Source organism: Ilyomonas limi, from assembly GCF_005233845.1.
Taxonomy (GTDB): domain Bacteria; phylum Bacteroidota; class Bacteroidia; order Chitinophagales; family Chitinophagaceae; genus Ilyomonas; species Ilyomonas limi.
Genome location: NZ_SZQL01000006.1, coordinates 264,616 through 282,375, shown reverse-complemented (window position 1 = coordinate 282,375; position 17,760 = coordinate 264,616). Strand labels below are relative to the sequence as shown.

General features: G+C 40.8%; 14 protein-coding genes. 10 read left to right on the top strand and 4 right to left on the bottom strand.

Annotated features, from left to right (window positions below):
* The 5 genes from FC093_RS24040 to FC093_RS10060 all read left to right on the top strand — a co-directional run.
* A partial coding sequence (locus tag FC093_RS24040; RefSeq protein ID WP_206106546.1) for a hypothetical protein occupies nucleotides 1–199 on the top strand: 199 nt, incomplete at its 5' end.
* A 390-nt stretch (nucleotides 200–589) separates the two neighbouring features.
* Complete coding sequence (locus FC093_RS10075; RefSeq protein WP_137261647.1) at nucleotides 590–1,009, top strand: cytochrome c maturation protein CcmE domain-containing protein; 420 nt, start codon at nucleotides 590–592, stop codon at nucleotides 1,007–1,009.
* Nucleotides 1,010–1,023: 14 nt separating this feature from the next.
* Nucleotides 1,024–3,663, top strand: a complete 2,640-nt coding sequence (gene ccsA, locus FC093_RS10070; protein ID WP_137261646.1) for a cytochrome c biogenesis protein CcsA — start codon at nucleotides 1,024–1,026, stop codon at nucleotides 3,661–3,663.
* A gap of 176 nt (nucleotides 3,664–3,839) precedes the next feature.
* Nucleotides 3,840–5,120: a DUF2851 family protein gene (locus FC093_RS10065; RefSeq protein ID WP_137261645.1), complete on the top strand. Its 1,281-nt coding sequence runs from the start codon at nucleotides 3,840–3,842 to the stop codon at nucleotides 5,118–5,120.
* A 412-nt stretch (nucleotides 5,121–5,532) separates the two neighbouring features.
* A complete protein-coding gene (locus tag FC093_RS10060) occupies nucleotides 5,533–5,892 on the top strand; it encodes a hypothetical protein (protein WP_137261644.1) in 360 nt (119 codons plus the stop codon).
* A gap of 308 nt (nucleotides 5,893–6,200) precedes the next feature.
* Here the strand turns inward: FC093_RS10060 and FC093_RS10055 are convergent, their stop codons facing one another.
* Together FC093_RS10055 and FC093_RS10050 are read right to left on the bottom strand one after the other, a co-directional pair.
* Nucleotides 6,201–7,211, bottom strand: a complete 1,011-nt coding sequence (locus FC093_RS10055) for a DUF2382 domain-containing protein (RefSeq protein ID WP_137261643.1) — start codon at nucleotides 7,209–7,211, stop codon at nucleotides 6,201–6,203.
* 60 nt (nucleotides 7,212–7,271) lie between these two features.
* Nucleotides 7,272–7,937 carry an OmpA family protein gene (locus FC093_RS10050; protein WP_137261642.1) on the bottom strand — a complete coding sequence of 222 codons (666 nt, stop codon included), beginning with the start codon at nucleotides 7,935–7,937 and terminating at the stop codon, nucleotides 7,272–7,274.
* Between the two features lie 604 nt (nucleotides 7,938–8,541).
* Here FC093_RS10050 and FC093_RS10045 point away from each other — a divergent pair.
* A complete protein-coding gene (locus tag FC093_RS10045; protein ID WP_137261641.1) occupies nucleotides 8,542–8,784 on the top strand; it encodes a hypothetical protein in 243 nt (80 codons plus the stop codon).
* 130 nt (nucleotides 8,785–8,914) lie between these two features.
* Here FC093_RS10045 and FC093_RS10040 read toward each other — a convergent pair whose 3' ends face one another.
* Entirely contained in the window at nucleotides 8,915–9,595 is a 681-nt protein-coding gene (locus FC093_RS10040) for a sulfotransferase family protein (RefSeq protein WP_137261640.1), read from the bottom strand.
* A 219-nt stretch (nucleotides 9,596–9,814) separates the two neighbouring features.
* Between FC093_RS10040 and FC093_RS10035 the strand changes: the two genes are divergently transcribed.
* Entirely contained in the window at nucleotides 9,815–11,392 is a 1,578-nt protein-coding gene (locus tag FC093_RS10035; protein ID WP_137261639.1) for an aryl-sulfate sulfotransferase, read from the top strand.
* A 45-nt stretch (nucleotides 11,393–11,437) separates the two neighbouring features.
* Nucleotides 11,438–13,039 carry an aryl-sulfate sulfotransferase gene (locus tag FC093_RS10030; protein WP_137261638.1) on the top strand — a complete coding sequence of 534 codons (1,602 nt, stop codon included), beginning with the start codon at nucleotides 11,438–11,440 and terminating at the stop codon, nucleotides 13,037–13,039.
* Between the two features lie 88 nt (nucleotides 13,040–13,127).
* Here FC093_RS10030 and FC093_RS10025 read toward each other — a convergent pair whose 3' ends face one another.
* A complete protein-coding gene (locus FC093_RS10025; RefSeq protein ID WP_137261637.1) occupies nucleotides 13,128–14,756 on the bottom strand; it encodes an arylsulfatase in 1,629 nt (542 codons plus the stop codon).
* Nucleotides 14,757–14,921: 165 nt separating this feature from the next.
* Here FC093_RS10025 and FC093_RS10020 point away from each other — a divergent pair, with 165 nt between their 5' ends.
* The gene (locus FC093_RS10020; RefSeq protein ID WP_206106545.1) at nucleotides 14,922–16,142 is read left to right on the top strand and encodes an MFS transporter; all 1,221 of its coding nucleotides are present in this window, start codon (nucleotides 14,922–14,924) and stop codon (nucleotides 16,140–16,142) included.
* 397 nt (nucleotides 16,143–16,539) lie between these two features.
* A complete protein-coding gene (locus tag FC093_RS10015) occupies nucleotides 16,540–17,529 on the top strand; it encodes a YihY/virulence factor BrkB family protein (protein ID WP_137261636.1) in 990 nt (329 codons plus the stop codon).
* Nucleotides 17,530–17,760 lie beyond the last annotated feature (231 nt).

Genomic DNA, 17,760 nt, shown 5'->3' with positions numbered 1-17,760 from the left:
GGACATACATAATGATACAATAAAACTGATACATTATGACTCTTATGGATATATTCACTCACTACATAAAGATAATACCAAAGGCGAAGCAGAGCTTCGCGGAACTAACCCCAAGAGATTAGAACGAAAGCTCAAAAAGAGGAGATTATATGAAGTATTCTTTACTTACGGAACAATGTTGCTGCCATGCATTGATTAGTTAATAAGGCTTTGCCTAAGCTTCGATTGGAGCATCCTATTTATAGAACTGCGCAGGATTACTTAAGCTCTATAGGAACCTCTGCTTTTACTGCTCCCTAAAAGGAGACTCTGTTGGAGCCAATTGCACTCACCACTGATTATTATTATAAACAGATAGGCTTCTACGAGACTTTTTTATACCTGTATTTACCTTCTTGCCTGATGATTACACAACTCAACTGTATTTCTTTGCGTATTTATTTCTCCGCAATTCAAATAAGTTATTTTTAATCAGCTTCTTAAATGAATGCAAATATTTAACACTTATCCCCTTACAGTAAAGGTGTTACTGTTTGCGCAAAGGTTATTTTTAATATACTTTTGCCATTGAAATCTCATAAACATCACGATGAAAAAATCGCACATTGCAGCTCTCATTCTTATAGGCATTGCTATAGCTGTACTCATCAGCTCTATGGTAAATGTAACAGCGTATGAAACGATTGCTTCTGCAAAGCAAAAAAGTGGCAAAACGGTAACTGTGATTGCCAAGCTGGATAAAGCTACCGTGCAATACAATCCTGCCGTAAACCCCAACTATCTCACTTTTGAAGCGATTGATACACTGGGCGACCGCATGAAAGTGGCGTATTATTACGAAAAGCCGTATGATATGGAGAAAAGCGAGCGCATTGTGCTGAAAGGAAAAATGGAGAACGGTGTGTTCCAGATTCATGACCAAAAAGGGATTTTGATAAAATGTCCTTCCAAATACAAAGACGATCCCGAAGCTGCTAAGAAAGCGATCAATCAGCAGGCGATGAAATAAACTAATACTTTATAATGAACTATACAGGTGAACATCTATTGCCCGGTCAGCTCGGGCATTTCTTTGCAGTACTTTCGTTAGTCGTTTCGCTGGTTGCTACCATTAGTTTTTATAAGTCTAATAAGGCCGTATTACCGGGCGAAAAGGAAAGCTGGATGCGCCTGGCAAAAGGTGCTTTTTTGCTGGAGACCATCTGTGTGGTTAGCATCATCGGCTGCATTTATTACATTCTTGCCAATCATTATTATGAATACAAATACGCATGGGAACACAGCGACAACACCATGCAAACCCAATATATTTTCAGTTGCCTTTGGGAAGGGCAGGAGGGTAGCTTTTTGCTCTGGAGCTTCTGGCATTGCGTACTGGGCTGGCTCATCATCTGGCGTGTAAAAGAGTGGCGTGCACCGGTGCTCACCGTTATTTCTTTTGCACAGTTTTGTATTGCCACCATGTTGCTGGGTATTTTCTTTTTCGGGTTTAAAGTAGGGCATAGCCCATTTGTATTGCTGCGCAATGAAGGCATTTTGGATAATGCGCCTTTTTTGCACGATGCCTCAGGCAATTTGAGTAAAAATTATGTAGAATTACTGTATCGATCCGGCGGCTCCGGCCTGAATGCGCTACTTCAGAACTACTGGATGACAATTCACCCGCCTGTTTTATTCCTCGGTTTTGCCTCTACTATTGTACCATTTGCCTTTGCGTATGCAGGGCTTACCAACAAAGAGCATAGCTGGACAAAAGCAGCCCTGCCCTGGTCCTTGTTTTCGGTTGCCATGTTGGGCACCGGTATTATGATGGGCGCCGCCTGGGCGTATGAGAGCCTTACTTTTGGCGGTTATTGGGCGTGGGACCCGGTAGAAAATGCATCGCTTGTGCCATGGCTGGTGATGGTGGCTGGCTTGCATACCAACCTCATTTACCGGCACTCCGGTTATTCACTCAAGAGCACGTATATCTTTTATGTGCTGTCTTTTATACTTGTGCTGTATTCTACCTTCCTTACACGCAGTGGTATATTGGGCGATACCTCGGTGCACGCTTTTACCGGTGAAGGAATGAATCAGCAGTTACTTGCGTTTTTAAGCGTGTTTGTATGGCTGCCTTCTTTTGTTGAATCGAACAAAAAAGGTAAAATAACCGTAGCTATTATTATTGCTGCAATCATTCTGCTTACGTTCCTTTTGCCGGAGACTATTACACCTAGCTTATGGCTGTTTTCTCTGGTGGGTTTCCTTGTTGCGTTTGGCATACAGGTAAACAGAGATAAAAATATTCCCGCTATCCATAGGGAGGAAGATATTTACAGCCGCGAATTTTGGATGTTTATTGGCGCTTTAGTATTCTTTTTAGGTGCTGTTATCATCATCAGTCAAACCTCTTTGCCGGTGATTAATAAAGCATTTAATCAAAAAATGGCAGAGGCTTCGGATGCTGAGTTTTCTTACAATAAAATACAGATTTTTATTGCCATTATCGTTGGAATATTAACGGCTGTTACCCAGTATTTAAAATACAAGCAAACGCCAAGAGCGGTTTTTTATAAAAAAATTGCTGTTCCCACTATCATTGCTTTAGTTGCCAGTCTTGCCATCTCCATTTTTGGCAATATTGATTACGATAAAAAAGGTATTGGTTTTTTAGTGGCAATTCATATAGCCATCTTTGCGGCGGTGTATTCTATTGTAGCTAATGCGGCTTACATCTGGATTGGGTTAAAGGGTAAGATGAAAAATGCCGGTGCTGCCATTGCGCATGTTGGCTTTGGAATGGTGCTGCTGGCTATCCTCATTTCATCGAGCAAAAAAGAAATTCTAAGCTGGAACACCACGGGCGTTTCGCCGTTGCAGAATACCGAAGAAAGCAATAAAATCACCGGCACTCCTGCTGAAAATATTACTCTGTTCAAGGGGATTGCTACCGATATGGGCAAATACATGGTTACGTACAGCAAAGACTCTTTTGATGTAACCGACCGTAAAAAGTATTTTGTCCTACACTTCAAGGATAAGCAAAATGGTGAAACATTCACTATTTATCCGGATGTATTGCGCAACACCAAAGGGCAGGAAGGCTTTTCGCCCAATCCCGATTCAAAGCACTACCTAAACCGTGATATTTTTGCGTATGTTACTTCGTGGATAGAAAATAATCACGCAGAAGATACGGCGCAATTCAGACCAGCAGCTATGCAAGTGGGTGATACTACTTTTTACTCCAACGGGCTAATGATTTTAAAGAAAGTGGATGTGAATAAGCCCGATGTAAAAGGCGCACGTCCTGGTGAAACGACCATCAGTTTAGACCTGGAAGTGATTAGCAAAAATGGCAGGCGTTATCCTGCAACTCCCGCGATTGCCATATTGAACGACAGTACCATGCGCAGCCTGCCCGATACGGTGGTTGCACAAAGTCTTGTTTTAAACTTCAATAAAATCCTTGACCCAAAAGTGGGTAAAATGGAAGTGGGCGTTAAAGAAAATGGTGCTATCACCGATTTGCTTACGTTGAAAGTGTTACTGTTCCCGTATATCAATCTATTGTGGATTGGAATACTTGTGATGGTACTTGGTACGCTTTTAAGTATTCGCCAGCGCGTAGTAAAGCTGCGCACCAAACCTGTGGTTGCAAGAAAGCCCGTGAATGTGTAAGCTTTAACCACAGTATTACATATAAAGTACAGAGCAGCACACTATTTAATAATTAATGTCTGTGCTGCTCTGTGTCGTTAGATGCCTCTTTGCGTTTCAATATTTTAATAACAATTTCTTCGCTCCAATTGCGCCGGATGATGTATTTTGTTGGCTGATACACAACCAAAACTTTTATGCTTTCCGAGCGGCTGTTGCAATTCATCTGGCAATTTCAATACTTCAATAATAAAAGCCTGTTTACTGCTAAAGGCGAGCCTTTGCAGATTATTTATCCCGGTATATACAATACCAATCAGGGGCCTGATTTTTTACAGGCTAAAATAAGAATTGGTAATACGATTTGGGCAGGCAATATAGAACTACACCTAAAGGCATCCGACTGGCAGGCGCATCATCATGGCGAAGATGACTTGTACAACAGCATTATTTTGCATGTAGTGTGGATAAATGATAAAGTAGTAAAAGATAAAGGTGGTAATGAATTAGCTGCATTGGAAATGCAGCCATTAGTATCAAAACTGATGCTGGAACATTATAATGAACTAATGCAGTTGCACCAGTTTGTGCCTTGCGAAAATCTACTGCCGGTGCTCACTTCCATTGCGTGGGATAGCTGGAAAGAACGCTTGCTGGTTGAACGATTACAAAAGCGTTCCGCCAAAGTATTTGAGCATTTATATAAAAGCAATAACCATTGGGAAGAAGTATTGTGGTGGCTGCTTGCACGCAATTTTGGTATTATGGTGAATGCTGATGCGTTTGAAGCAATAGCGCAAAGTATTCCGGTGAATATATTGGCAAAACATAAAAATCAAATCCACCAGTTAGAAGCGCTGTTGTTGGGACAAGCTAATTTGCTGAATGCTGATTTTGATGAAGGTTATGTGCAATTATTGCAGCGCGAATATCTTTTTTTACAAAAGAAATATACGCTCAAAGCGCCTGGTATAACGCCCGTTTTCTTGCGGATGCGACCTTCTAATTTTCCTACGGTTCGTCTGGCACAACTGGCTTCTCTCGTTGCCACTTCTGCACACCTTTTTTCTAAAATAAAAGAAGCCGCAACGCTGAATGAAGTAATGGCAATGCTGAATGTAACCGCCAATGATTACTGGCATTATCATTATCGCCCCGGCGAGCCGGCAGACTATAAGCCTAAAGTGCTGGGCAGACAAATGATGGAAAATATTATGATTAATACTATTGTGCCTGTACTTTTTGCTTATGGTGTTTATATTAAAGAGCAGCAATACAAAGACAAAGCAATAGAATGGCTGATACAATTGGCACCCGAAACAAATAATATTACCAAACAATGGAGAGCGCACAATGTTGAAAACAGTAATGCTTTGCATTCGCAGGCATTGCTTGAATTGAAGAAGCATTATTGCGATGTAAAACGTTGCCTCGATTGTGCCGTTGGTAATAAGATTTTAAAAGGTGCGGCAGTATAGATTTTTATTACAAATTAGTTTGAATATATGCAGGAGTTTGTCATTTCGTTTTGCCTTAAGTACGACCGCCTTTACAAAAGATGTGATACTTACGACTATATGGCGGCTTTGTGCGGAATAACAGGCAGCTTGCACTAACATAATTTAGTTTAAGTAAAAGTGATATATAACTAAATTGCTATTTCGTATTCTGCTCTAACCATTTTGCTTACAAACCTGTTTCGCACTGCAAATAAGTGCAAAAAGTAAGCTGTCGGGCAAACAAATACACATTAGTGTTGCCTGTTTATACCATTATGCGATATTCTTGTGTAAAATATTTGCCTGGCAGCTATTTTGGCGGTATTGTTGCTTTGCTTGAATAAAGATATTTTTTGTAACCATCCAATATAATAATGAATTGCAAAGCACTATGAATAATCATACCATTATTGAGCAATATAAAGAATATGCAAACTGTATTGTAGGCACCTGGCACAACGAAAAACCAGGCGAAGTGCTTACTTTTTATCTGATAGAAAACCTGGCTGAAGAAGCAGTATTAATAGCCGTAAATGATGGCGTGGAAACCCTGGCTACCTATAACATTTACATGGATATTGATGAGCGGTGGTATTTGCAAACGTATATTAATGGTGAAAAGCATATTAAATATTGCATTCTGGTACTATCGCCCAATGTAATGGCGCTGGCTGCCGATGAATATAACTTATGTATTTACATGCGTAAAGTGGACTATTCTTTTGTGTACGAGCTGATAGACAAATTGTAATACGCTAAAGCTGTTGGCCACAGCTATCCGCAGCGGGCATGGATGTATTTAATTTTATCCGGAAAGTATTTGCTTGTATGTATTGCTTCTGAATTTGCTTGAGTGAAATGCCTGTTGTTAACCTATGAAAAAAGAACTATAAAATGGCTGCAGATAAAAGTTTATGCTTTTGCCTGTAGCCATTTTCGTTTTAAAATTAGTACAATCTTATTGGCAGAGGCACGCAACGGTATGGATATAACTCTTAAATTAAAGATGGAAGCCAACCGGCTTCCATCTTTAATACGTATAAAATACGTATTTACCTGTTAATCATTATTCCTGTATGTATCTGCTTTATTTCCTAAGTTTTCAATATCTACTTCCGTTTTTCTTACCGTATCGCGCACGGTTTCGGTACGTTCAGACACTTCTTTGTTGATGTTTATTTCTTCTACCACACGGGCTTCTTTGTTTACCACCGGTATTTCTGCACGCTCTTCCATTTCTATCACGCCTTCCTTAAATGTATCAAAGTCAGTACTGTTGGCGGGGCGGTCAACTGGTTTGCGGTCAATGTTTAAGTGTTCTTCCTTCAGGTTTACGGTTTCTTCGATTGGTTTTTCCACAATTCTCGCTTTAATGTAAGCGCCACCGGTTTTTACCTGTTGTTTGCCTATTTCCACATTTTCTTCAATTACCGGGATGGTAGTGCTTTGCTGGTTGCGGTCCGTTACATTGGTAGAATAAGTATCAGTTGTGGTAGAATAGGTATCTGTTGTATCTGTTACTTTATCTCTTGTTGTATCCCTTGCTGTATCTATAGTCGTATCTCCTGTATTTGCATACTTGGACTTGCGCCTCCGGTTGAGGTTGTCTTCGTTAAAATATTCATGGTTATAAAAATCATCGTTGATGATATCAGTACTTGCTGCACCAGCGCTCACGGCGCCTGCACCTGCAAATACATTACGGATGTTGTATTCGTACTGTGGAGTTATTGTTTCATCTTTATCATACTCGGGCAGTGCTGCCAATTGTGCTGCCGTGATGTTTGGAACAATTACCACATCATCTTTTTCCGGAATTTCGCCAAGACCAATGGGAATCAGCACATCGCGATCATCATCCAGGTCAAAATCATTATCATCCAAATCTACCACCATATACCGCACCTTTAGTGATTGTTCATCAAAGATGAGGTCATCTATTTCGCCTATGGTTTTGCCATTTACATCTTTTACATCCCAGCCACGAATATCGGGTTGTCCGTCAGCCACTTCGTAGTCGCTACCTTTTAAGCGACACAGGCGAGCGCCTGCATAATCATTTGTTTTCATACTATATCGTTTTGTGGGCTTTCTCTGCAAAAGCTCCGGGTGAAAAAAATCGTGTTATTATCAGGGCTTTTTGGCAATAATTTCTACCCTGCGGTTTTGCTCCCGTCCTTGCGGTGTACTGTTGGTTGCTACCGGCCTGGCTTCGCCAATCGGATGCAGCGAAATACGGGACGAGTCTATACCACCTTTGGTAGCCAGCCAGTTGCGCACTGCAGCAGCACGTTCTTCGGCCAATTGCTTGTTGTATGCCGCGCTGCCCGTAGAATCGGCAAAACCATAAATGCGCACCTCACCGCCTTTAAAGCGCTTGCTGATAGAAGCTGCAATTTGCGTGAGCTTTTGTGCTGCGCCTGTTCTCAGCTTGTTGCTGTTGAGGTCAAACAAAATATTGTTGCCCAAATCGTAAATGCCATAATTGTCGTTGCCTCTTACACTAATATCTTTATCCGTTATTTCTTCGTAAGAGATATTAGGTGCGTTCTTTTCAATGTCGTCCCAGTCATCAGCACCGGGTGTACGGCCGGCTAAGGCAGTATCGTTTGCCGGAGTAACTGGCGAAGTAGTGCCTACTGCTACATTGGTGTCAGCCGTATTGATGGTGCTGTCGCTTGTATGGTTGCACGAGCGCATAAGGAGAAGCGCAATAACAAGAATAACAATACCAATAAACAGCCAACCCAAACAAGGAATACCTTTCTTCTTTGGTTGTACACTCAATTCTGCCATAACTTATATTAAACGCTGTTGTAATAAAGCACGTGTCTTAAATACCGTGCCGTTTTTATGTGACTACGTGCCAGCAGGTTGTTTTTCAATCAGAAAAAACTAGTGTTAAAAACTGTTGCAGGTAAAGGATGTATTGAGGCGTACGAAAAATATGGACGCCCACTTTTATGCAGTTTGATTTTAAAATCAAAAGCGCCTTTGTAATGCCTGATTCCCTGCATGCAGGGAATCAGGCATCTGAGGATTATAGGTAAATCGCTGTTTAAATATACTTTGATTTATGTTTAAGTGCAGGTACTTTGTTCCTGCCAATGACAAGCACAAAGTTTAATTGTTTGTTGTAAATACAAAAGAGTAAGCAAGTAGAATATTTTTAATAGTGTTATGCAAATACATTGACCAGCAGCAGGCAATGCCGTTTCACCTTGGTAGATTATTTGCTGTTGTAAGAATAGCAATATTTTACCGGTTAATGATCAATACTATTTTCAATCAAGCTGTATAATTTGCGTAGTTATAAGCTTGCTGCGTATGCCTGATTTATTTGAGCTTCCTACAATACACTGGTAAACAATTTTTTATTCATTTATTAAAAAATAAGAAAATGAACGAAGGTGAATTGATAAAATTATATGTAGAAAGAGAACACATTAAGGAGGCTGACCTTGCTAATGCCATAGGCGTATCCGAAGGGGATTTGCAAAAAACCTATCAAAGCCAAACGGTAGAGCCCGACATCAAAAAAAGGCTGAAGAGCTTTTTCAACAGAGATATTTTTGATGGTACTATCCTTACAGATTACTACACCAATGTACCTGATGAAAAGGCAAATAAGCCTAAGCACTGATGTGTATTGTTTCGGCATATTTAACACTACACATCAGTAAATGCTTTAAAAAAAATCAACTGCATTCAGGTGAATATCAGTGCTGCTGCATATAATAAAGGAACAAATAATTGCAAAATAACTGTTTGCTTTACACCAGATGCCCGCTCATCAGTTCGCCCAGCATAGCTTTAAAATCTTCGCGCTTGTTGGTATGAGGCAGCGGTTCGTCTGGTACCGGCATACCTAAAAAAGTACAGAGTGGTTCCCATCCTTCGGTTACATCAAACACCAGCAACTGCTTTGCCGGTACATACTTTTTTACCTCTTCGTTATGCTTATTATATACTTTTTCGGCAAGATCTTTATCTAAGAACTTGCCCTGGAATGGTGCATCTGTAAAGTTTGTTTTTGCAAATTCCATAACCTTCATTACCAGCTGAAGATGAGGATTAGCAGTGATTTTTTGGCTCATTTCTGCTTTTTGTGATTCAGGTGGGTTTTGCGCCTGCCAGATAGTGCTGTAAACGCTGGAATACCAGTTTTCAAAAGGTCGCATCGTCAATATCACTTTTGCATCCGGATATTGTTTTAAGTGTTCCTTATACCAGGGATAGCAGGGAAAATCAACAGTAGCCTGGTAGCCATTATACAATTCTTCCCAGTTGGTAGTTCCGGTTTTGCTTAGCGTTTCCCAATAGTGCAGATTCTCCGGATGTACAATAAGCTCTTTCATGTGGTAGGTCTTTACATAACCCAGCTTTTGCAGCGATTCTCTGAGGGTGTTTGTGCCGGTACGCGGAAAGCCGGCTCCGATTACTTTGATTGACATAGTGAAGGTATTTTATTGTTTATGAAAGGTGAATAGCAATGGAAGTGTGCCAGGGTTTTTCTTTTGCAGTATGGAGCCAATCGTTAAGGGTATTTCCGCTTTTGACAGCAAGCTATAGAAATAATTTTAATAAACTATGAATTTTTTGTAGGTTTGATAGTTCTGCTACAATTTTCTGCTTTAACATATTTGTATCCTTTAACCTCAACTACATTCATCATGAAAAAATCCTCCCTTTTTTTACCCCTGCTGCTATGCGCACTATTATCGTTTAGCCAAACAACAGTAAACAATCAAGAGACTGCAAACAAACAACCAGCATCCCCTCCAACAGACAGAAATATGTTTGGACTTGGCATTGCGCGTGGTTTAACCAAAACCTCAGATGGACTGGCAGATGGATATGTTTTGTATGCAGTACCCAATTCTGCTTCGGTATATCTTATTAATCGTAAAGGTGAAGTAGTGCATGAATGGAAGGGCAATTATGGCAATGCAGCTTCAGTTGCTTACCTTCAGAATGACGGCTCGATCATTCAAAACGCTCTCGACCCCGATTTTCCGGTATTTGCCGGTGGTGGGGAATCTGGTAGAATACAAAAAATTACATGGGATAGTAAAGTAGTTTGGGATTTTGAATATGCTACCGAGCAATACCTGCACCATCACGATTTTGCAGTAATGCCCAACGGACACATTCTGGCGATTGCCTGGGAAGCCAAAACTGCTGATGAAGCATTGGCAGCAGGCAGAAAGCCTGTATTAATACCAAAAGCAGGATTATGGCCCGATAAAATTGTAGAGATAGAACCGCTGGATAAGACACATGGGAAAGTAGTGTGGGAATGGCATATCTGGGATCATTTGGTACAGGATTATGATAAAAATAAAAAAAACTATGGCAATCCTGCAGACCATCCGGAGTTGTTGGATATTAATGTTGGCGAGCCTTTACCCGCATCTATCTCGCAGGATAGCCTGGATATATTGAGAAAGCAGGGGAGAGGCATTTGGCGGAATCAAACACCTGAAAATATGGGTTCGGACATTTATCATTTTAACGCTATTAAATACAATCCCGACCTGGACCAAATTGCCTTTAGTTCTCCGCATATAAGCGAGATCTTCATCATAGACCATAGCACTACTACGCAAGAAGGCGCAGGGCATACCGGTGGACGCTGGGGAAAAGGTGGTGATTTTTTGTATCGTTGGGGCAATCCACAGAACTATCGTCGCGGCGATTCTACCAACGAGCAATTGTTTGGACAGCACGATATTCGCTGGATAGAAAAAGGTTGCCCGGGTGCCGGTCATTTGACCATATTTGATAATGATGTTCATAATCCCAACGGCATGAATTATTCTGCCATTTACGAAATAGTGCCACCTACAGATAGTAAAGGTGCCTACGTGATGAATAAAAACAACACCTTTGGCCCGGAAAAGCCGGTGTGGACCTATATAGCCCCGGATACTATTTCTTTCTGGAGCAGTTTTATTTCCGGTGCACAACGGATGCCTAATGGCAATACGTTTATTAATGAAGGTGCCAGAGGACGTTTTTTTGAGGTAACGAAAGAGGGTAAAACAGTGTGGGAATTTTTAAATCCTTACCGTGGTGATGTACGCAAGCTCAATGGCGATCCGAACCCTGCAGTGCCATTAACCTATATCACATTCCGGTCAAACTTTATTCCGGCAGATCATCCGGGCGTAGCCAATAAAAAATTAGAACCATTACAACCGCAACCAACACCATTTATTTTGCCTGCACCGGCAGCAGGTAGTAAATAATAAAGCAGGAAGATCAAAACTTCATGTACCACAAACTAATTCAACATGAAAAAGACGCCATTACTTCTTTGTCTGTTGCTATGTATATCAATAGGCTCATTCTGCCAGGTAAGTAACAAAGACTCAATAAATAATAAAGACACATCAGCCAAAAAAGCAACAGTACCGCTAAGGGACAGAAACATGTTTGGACTTCATATACCACGCGGCTTAAAAATGAATAGCGATGGGCTGGCTGATGGTTATATTATGTATGCTGTACCTAATTCCTCATTAGTTTATTTGCTTAACCGCAGAGGAGATATAGTGCATCAATGGAAGGGAAATTATCCTGTGTTAGCAGCCTACTTACAGGATGATGGATCCCTTGTACAAAGCGCACTCGATCCCGATTTTCCTGTTTTTGGTTTTGGCGGACCTTATGGACGAATACAAAAAATTAGCTGGGATAGTAAAATGTTGTGGGATTTTGAATATGCTAATAAGGAACATATTGTACATCACGATTTTAGCGTCATGCCCAACGGGCATATACTTGCCTTAGCTTACGAAGCTGAGCCCTATGATGATGCTATTGCAAACGGAAGAAAACCCGATAAGACACCTAAATCAGGCCCTTGGTTGGAAGAAATCATAGAGATTGAACCACAAGGAAAAACGGACGGCAACATCGTATGGGAGTGGCATCTTCGCGACCATTTAATCCAGGATTTTGATGCAAAAAAAGCAAATTATGGTAAGGTGGCAGATCACCCGGAATTATTAGACTTTAATTGTAAAGGCGTACCATTGCCGCCGGCAATAACCCAGGATAGTATGGACATATTGCAGGCTAAGGGAATGGCTGACAGAAACGAAACTGCTGATAACAGAGGAGCAGACATTTTTCATTTCAATGCCATTAAATACAACCCCGGTCTGGACCAGATTGTTTTTAGCTCACCCAATTTGAACGAAATATTTATTATTGATCACAGTACAACAACAAAAGAGGCGGCAAGCCACAAAGGTGGCCGCTGGGGAAAAGGGGGCGACTTTTTATATCGCTGGGGAAACCCTCAGAATTATCAAAGGGGAGATTCGACTGACCGACAATTGTTTGGGCAGCATGATGTTAGATGGATTGAGAAAGGAATGCCTGGTGCCGGAGATTTAATGGTATTCAACAATCACCTTCCCGGAGAAATAGATTTTAGTGATATGGGCAATACAGGCAGTAATTATTCTGCCGTGTACGAATTCACTCCGCCCGCAGATAAAAACGGAAAGTATATCATAGAAAAGGACAAACCCTTTGGCCCTGAAAAACCTGTATGGGTATATATGGCTCCGGACACACTTTCTTTTTTCAGTAGTTTTATTTCCGGCGCACAGCGGATGCCTAATGGCAACACGTTTATAGATGAAGGTGCCAGAGGGCGATTTTTTGAAGTTACCAGAGAAGGTAAAATAGTTTGGGAATATTTAAACCCCTACCGTGGCGATATCCGCAAGCCAAACGGAGACCCTGTTTCACCTGTACCAATGACCTATTTTTCGTTCCGGGCTAACTTTATTCCGGCAAATCACCCTGGTCTTGCCAACAAAAAGCTGGAACCATTAGTTCCGCAACCAACACCATTTATTTTGCCGCCACCTGGTAAATAATAATAAAAGATAAAAGTATCTGCAGAAAGGTCTCCGTCATAGTGTTTCCAGCAAGCAAAGTTATTGGAGATTTTTTTCTACGGTGTTATTATAAATGTTCGGCCATTATTACTCCATTATCCTTTACATACCTTTTCCAAGCATCCAGCATTTCTTTGTATGTATCAGGGTATAAATTGGCTAAATCGTGCGATTCAGTGGGATCCTTTTCTATATCAAATAATTCAAATGTCCCTTTACCAAAAGGTGGTTCTATTTTGGTGATTTTCCATTTACCCTTTCGCAAAGCGCATCTTCCAAAAAGCTCCCAGCCCATTACATAATTGCTGTCATGCACATAAGCACTTTTTTTATTTAGCAAAGGCAGCAATGATGCTCCCTTATAAGGTGCCAAACGATTTCCGTTGTAGGAGGAAGGATAGGTGCCACCGGCAATATCAAGAAAGGTGGGCGCCAAATCCATAATGGTGGTAAACGCAGTAATAATGCTGTTTCCTTTTTCCTGGAAAGGCATCTTAATAATCATAGGGCTGTGAATGCCGCCTTCTGCGCTATAGCCTTTATAAAAACTATTTACTGCACTCGAAGCATGTGCCCATTGTGGCCCATAAGCAATGAAGGAATTTGCAGTGCCCATGTATGAATAAGGATTCATTTTATCGGGCGTTACATTTCCTTCAAATACATCCGGACCATTGTCGGATAAGAAAACAAACAACGTATTGTTGTATTCGTTAATTTCTTTTAAATAGCGGATCAACCTGCCGATATTGTAATCCATATTGTCAATCATCCCTGCATATATTTCCATCTTTCTCGCTTCTATCCGTTGCTCCTCTTTACTGAGCGACCGCCACGGTAATAAAGGACGATCAGCAATTTCATACAATTCACCTTTTACTGCTGGCAACGGTGGCAATTGTACATTGGTGGCAACAATCCCTTTTGCCTGCGATGCATGAAAGCGTAAAGACCGCAGGCTGTCATAACCAATATCGTATTTGCCACTATATTTTTTAATAAAAGAGGGTGGTGCCTGTAGTGGCCAGTGTGGTGCGGTATAAGCTGCATACAAAAAGAAAGGTTTTTTATCTGCACGATCCTGCTTAATAAAGCTAATCATCTTATCCGTGTACACATTGGAGGAATATTGCCCATTGGGATACTCCGCATAATGTTGGTCTTCCCAAAAAGGATTGGTACGTGTATCGGGGAAAAAATGGTTTGCATAAGCATCGAGCAAGGCGAAAGAGCGCTCAAAGCCTTTGGCAGCCGGACTTTGCTCAGGTGTAAGTCCAAGGTGCCATTTGCCGGCGATGTATGTATGATACCCATTGTCTTTTAGTAGTTGTGCAATACACACAACGCTGTTATTCAAATAACCTTCATAGCCCGGCTGCCCTACCTGCTGCGGAAAATAAGTTACATGCTCTGCCATGTTGCCAAGTCCGGCTATATGATTATCCGTGCCCGTAAGCAGCATAGCGCGTGAGGGCGAGCAGGCAGCCGCTGTATAAAAACCGGTAAAAATTTGCCCTTGTTTTGCCAGCGCATCAATATTGGGCGTGGCAACTTCGCTTCCAAAACATCCTACATCCGAATACCCTAAATCATCGGCAACAATTAATATAATATTCGGCCTTTTTGTTCCGTCCCGCCTTTTTGCAAAAAGAAATAAGCAGCACAGCACAAAAAGTATAAAATAATTGTTTTTCACGGGTACGCAATCTTTGGTTTATATTTGGTATGCCATCACTTAAAGGTAGTAAATAGCCAACAGCCCCGGTAATTTAACAGCATAATATAGCAGAAACAACATAAGAAAAGCTTAGACGGTCACTCTTTATGCGTACACATTTAGCTTAACATAAACAGCATACTCATGATAACCGTTGAACCAAACAGAATTATCTATAATGGTAATGGCACCTCTATATCCAGGCGAACAGGGAAACTAAAGCTTACATTACTGTTGGTGAGTAGCCTTACCATCATGTCTATCATCACTATTTCGCCTGCACTGCCTCAAATGGCAATAGCGTTTTCCAATGTTCCAAATGCGGCATTTTTGGTTAAGCTGGTATTAACCATTCCTGCACTGATGATTGCTGTGTTTTCGCCCATTACCGGGCGTTTGATAGACCGGCACGGCAGGCTGAAAATTTTGCGCTTATCATTGGCGTTGTATGCTATAGCCGGAACGAGTGGATTTTTCCTCAATAATTTGTATCTTATTCTCTTATCACGTGCAGTACTTGGCTTGGCAGTTGGCATGTCTATGACGATAGTAATTACATTAATTGCTGATTATTTTGAAGGTATAGAACGGCAAAAATTTGTGGGCATACAAATAGCGTTTATGTCCATAGGCGGTATATTGTTTACCGGACTGGGCGGCTTACTTGCCGATGTTGGCTGGCGATATCCTTTCCTTATTTATTTGTTTTCGCTCCTTGTACTCCCACTCACCATACTGTATCTCCAAGAGCCCGCTGTAGCAGCAAAAACAAACGGGATGAAAACACCTATAAAAGTACCGTCCATCATCTGGATGCTGTTCATCAATACCATGTTGATGTGGATTATTTTCTTTATAATACCGGTGCAAATCCCTTTTTACCTCAAAGCAATTGGCGTAGAAAAAAATGCGCTGATAGGCGCTGGTATTGCTATAAGCACGGCTGCTTCTGCAATCTCTTCTTTCTTTTATTCCAAAATAAAAGGGTACTTTAGTTTCCTGTTTATTTTTGCAATGGGTTATTTGCTGATGGCAGCAGGTTTTTCCTTTATTGCAGTTGCCCATACCTATACATTAGTGGTAGTTGCCATGATGCTATCGGGCTTTGGTATGGGTATGATGATCCCCAATACCAATATGTGGGTAATGAAGATTGCTCCGCCCGAAGTAAGAGGAAAAGAAATTGGCAAATTGGCTACCTTTTGGTTTCTTGGGCAGTTTTTATCGCCCATCGTCATTTTTCCTGTTTTAAAATCATTATCACTTTCTTCTACGTTTATGCTGGCTGCCGGTTTTCTGCTATTGCTGTCGCTTGGCTTTCTGATTTTTCATTTTAGTAAAGCCGGAAAAATAGCCGCTCAATAACGTCTCTGTTTTAATTGAATGATCATATATAACCCAAGGCAGCCGCTCAATGCCATAAAGAAAAGCGCTCTGCAGGAGTGCTATGTTTACAATTGATGCTACAAACATATTACCCTTACAGGGCTTACACATTGTAACCAACAAGTACAAGCGTTTCCCAAAAGTTTTATTCATAGCGGATAGAACATTTTTTTGATTACTATTTTTTGATGAGGGTACTAATTATTGCTGTTTTTATTCTTTCTTACAATAGCGCTACATGCCAGCAATTTCAGCCAAATGTGTAGTAATATAAGCACACAGTAAAGCAATGCGGTTACGGCTATCATTTTCTCATGGTTTATTTTTTGTGGCTCCACCATATTACTAAGGAGTACATAAACCAAATAATGGAAGTATGGGTAAAATTAAAGTAAAAGATATCTGGCATTTGCTAAAGCAGACAGGCAGCGGATTTATGAAAGACAAAGTGCCGAAACTGAGCGCTTCTTTATCGTATTACACACTGTTTTCGTTAGGTCCGGTGTTACTGATCGTTATATTTTTTGCCAAACTGTTTTATGGAGAGGATGCTATTAAAGGAGCGTTGTTTGAGCAATTGAAAGATTTAGTGGGCAATAGCGCCGCCGCACAAATACAAACCATTATACAAAACGCTGCTATTACCGGCAGTACGTTTACTACCATTATCAGTTTTGTGGTACTCATTATTGGTGCAACTACTGTTTTCTCCGAAATCCAGGACTCTATTAATACCATCTGGCGACTTAAAGTAAAAGAAAGTGCCGGTTGGAAAGTGGCACTTAAAAACAGGTTGTACTCTTTTTCGTTAGTTATTGGTCTTGGGTTCCTGCTCCTGGTTTCACTGATAGTAAACAGTTTGATAGAAGCATTAATGGGCGTACTGGAAAGGCATATTCCGGATATAACAGTGGTGCTGTTGTATGTTATCAATTTAGTGATTACCCTGTTAATTACCGCTGCTTTATTTGCTATTATTTTCAAAGTACTTCCCGATGCAGTTATCAAGTGGAGAGATGTAGCAGTCGGGGCCATATTTACAGCCATCCTGTTTATGCTTGGTAAGTTTGGAATTACCTTTTATATTGGTAAAAGCAATGTTGGCAGTACATATGGCGCAGCCGGTTCGCTGGTGGTGCTGTTGCTGTGGGTATATTATTCTTCTATGATCCTGTATTTTGGTGCCGAGTTTACCAAGGCGTATGCAGTAAAATATGGTGGTAAAATAAAGCCTAATGATTACGCAACTACTTATCAGCAGGTGAATATCGAAAGTAATAAAGCGAGCGTGCAGGAGAATGAAGAAGATGAAAAAAGAACGGCAGCAGTATTGCAACAGGAAAAGGACCGTACTGCTAATGCTTAAACGAGCAATTGTTTACATTTTTGCAGAGGAAACTACAAAGGCACAAAGAACGCTATGTACCACGAGGTATTTCTTTCTACTTCTTTGTGACCTTTGTGGGCTAAATGAGCTTCAACGTTAAATAATTAAAAACAGTCAATATAGTTATTTAGAACGCCTGCCGTAATGCAAATAATGGAATGATTATTTCTTTAATTACTCTTTAAAACCCCATTTAATTATTCTAAAAAA

Bases quoted from the DNA above. Each gene is read 5' to 3' on its own strand.
- FC093_RS10075 (WP_137261647.1), top strand. From the start codon at position 590: ATGAAAAAATCGCACATTGCAGCTCTCATTCTTATAGGCATTGCTATA.
- ccsA (WP_137261646.1), top strand. From the start codon at position 1,024: ATGAACTATACAGGTGAACATCTATTGCCCGGTCAGCTCGGGCATTTC.
- FC093_RS10065 (WP_137261645.1), top strand. From the start codon at position 3,840: ATGCTTTCCGAGCGGCTGTTGCAATTCATCTGGCAATTTCAATACTTC.
- FC093_RS10060 (WP_137261644.1), top strand. From the start codon at position 5,533: ATGAATAATCATACCATTATTGAGCAATATAAAGAATATGCAAACTGT.
- FC093_RS10055 (WP_137261643.1), bottom strand. From the start codon at position 7,211: ATGAAAACAAATGATTATGCAGGCGCTCGCCTGTGTCGCTTAAAAGGT.
- FC093_RS10050 (WP_137261642.1), bottom strand. From the start codon at position 7,937: ATGGCAGAATTGAGTGTACAACCAAAGAAGAAAGGTATTCCTTGTTTG.
- FC093_RS10045 (WP_137261641.1), top strand. From the start codon at position 8,542: ATGAACGAAGGTGAATTGATAAAATTATATGTAGAAAGAGAACACATT.
- FC093_RS10040 (WP_137261640.1), bottom strand. From the start codon at position 9,595: ATGTCAATCAAAGTAATCGGAGCCGGCTTTCCGCGTACCGGCACAAAC.
- FC093_RS10035 (WP_137261639.1), top strand. From the start codon at position 9,815: ATGAAAAAATCCTCCCTTTTTTTACCCCTGCTGCTATGCGCACTATTA.
- FC093_RS10030 (WP_137261638.1), top strand. From the start codon at position 11,438: ATGAAAAAGACGCCATTACTTCTTTGTCTGTTGCTATGTATATCAATA.
- FC093_RS10020 (WP_206106545.1), top strand. From the start codon at position 14,922: ATGATAACCGTTGAACCAAACAGAATTATCTATAATGGTAATGGCACC.
- FC093_RS10015 (WP_137261636.1), top strand. From the start codon at position 16,540: ATGGGTAAAATTAAAGTAAAAGATATCTGGCATTTGCTAAAGCAGACA.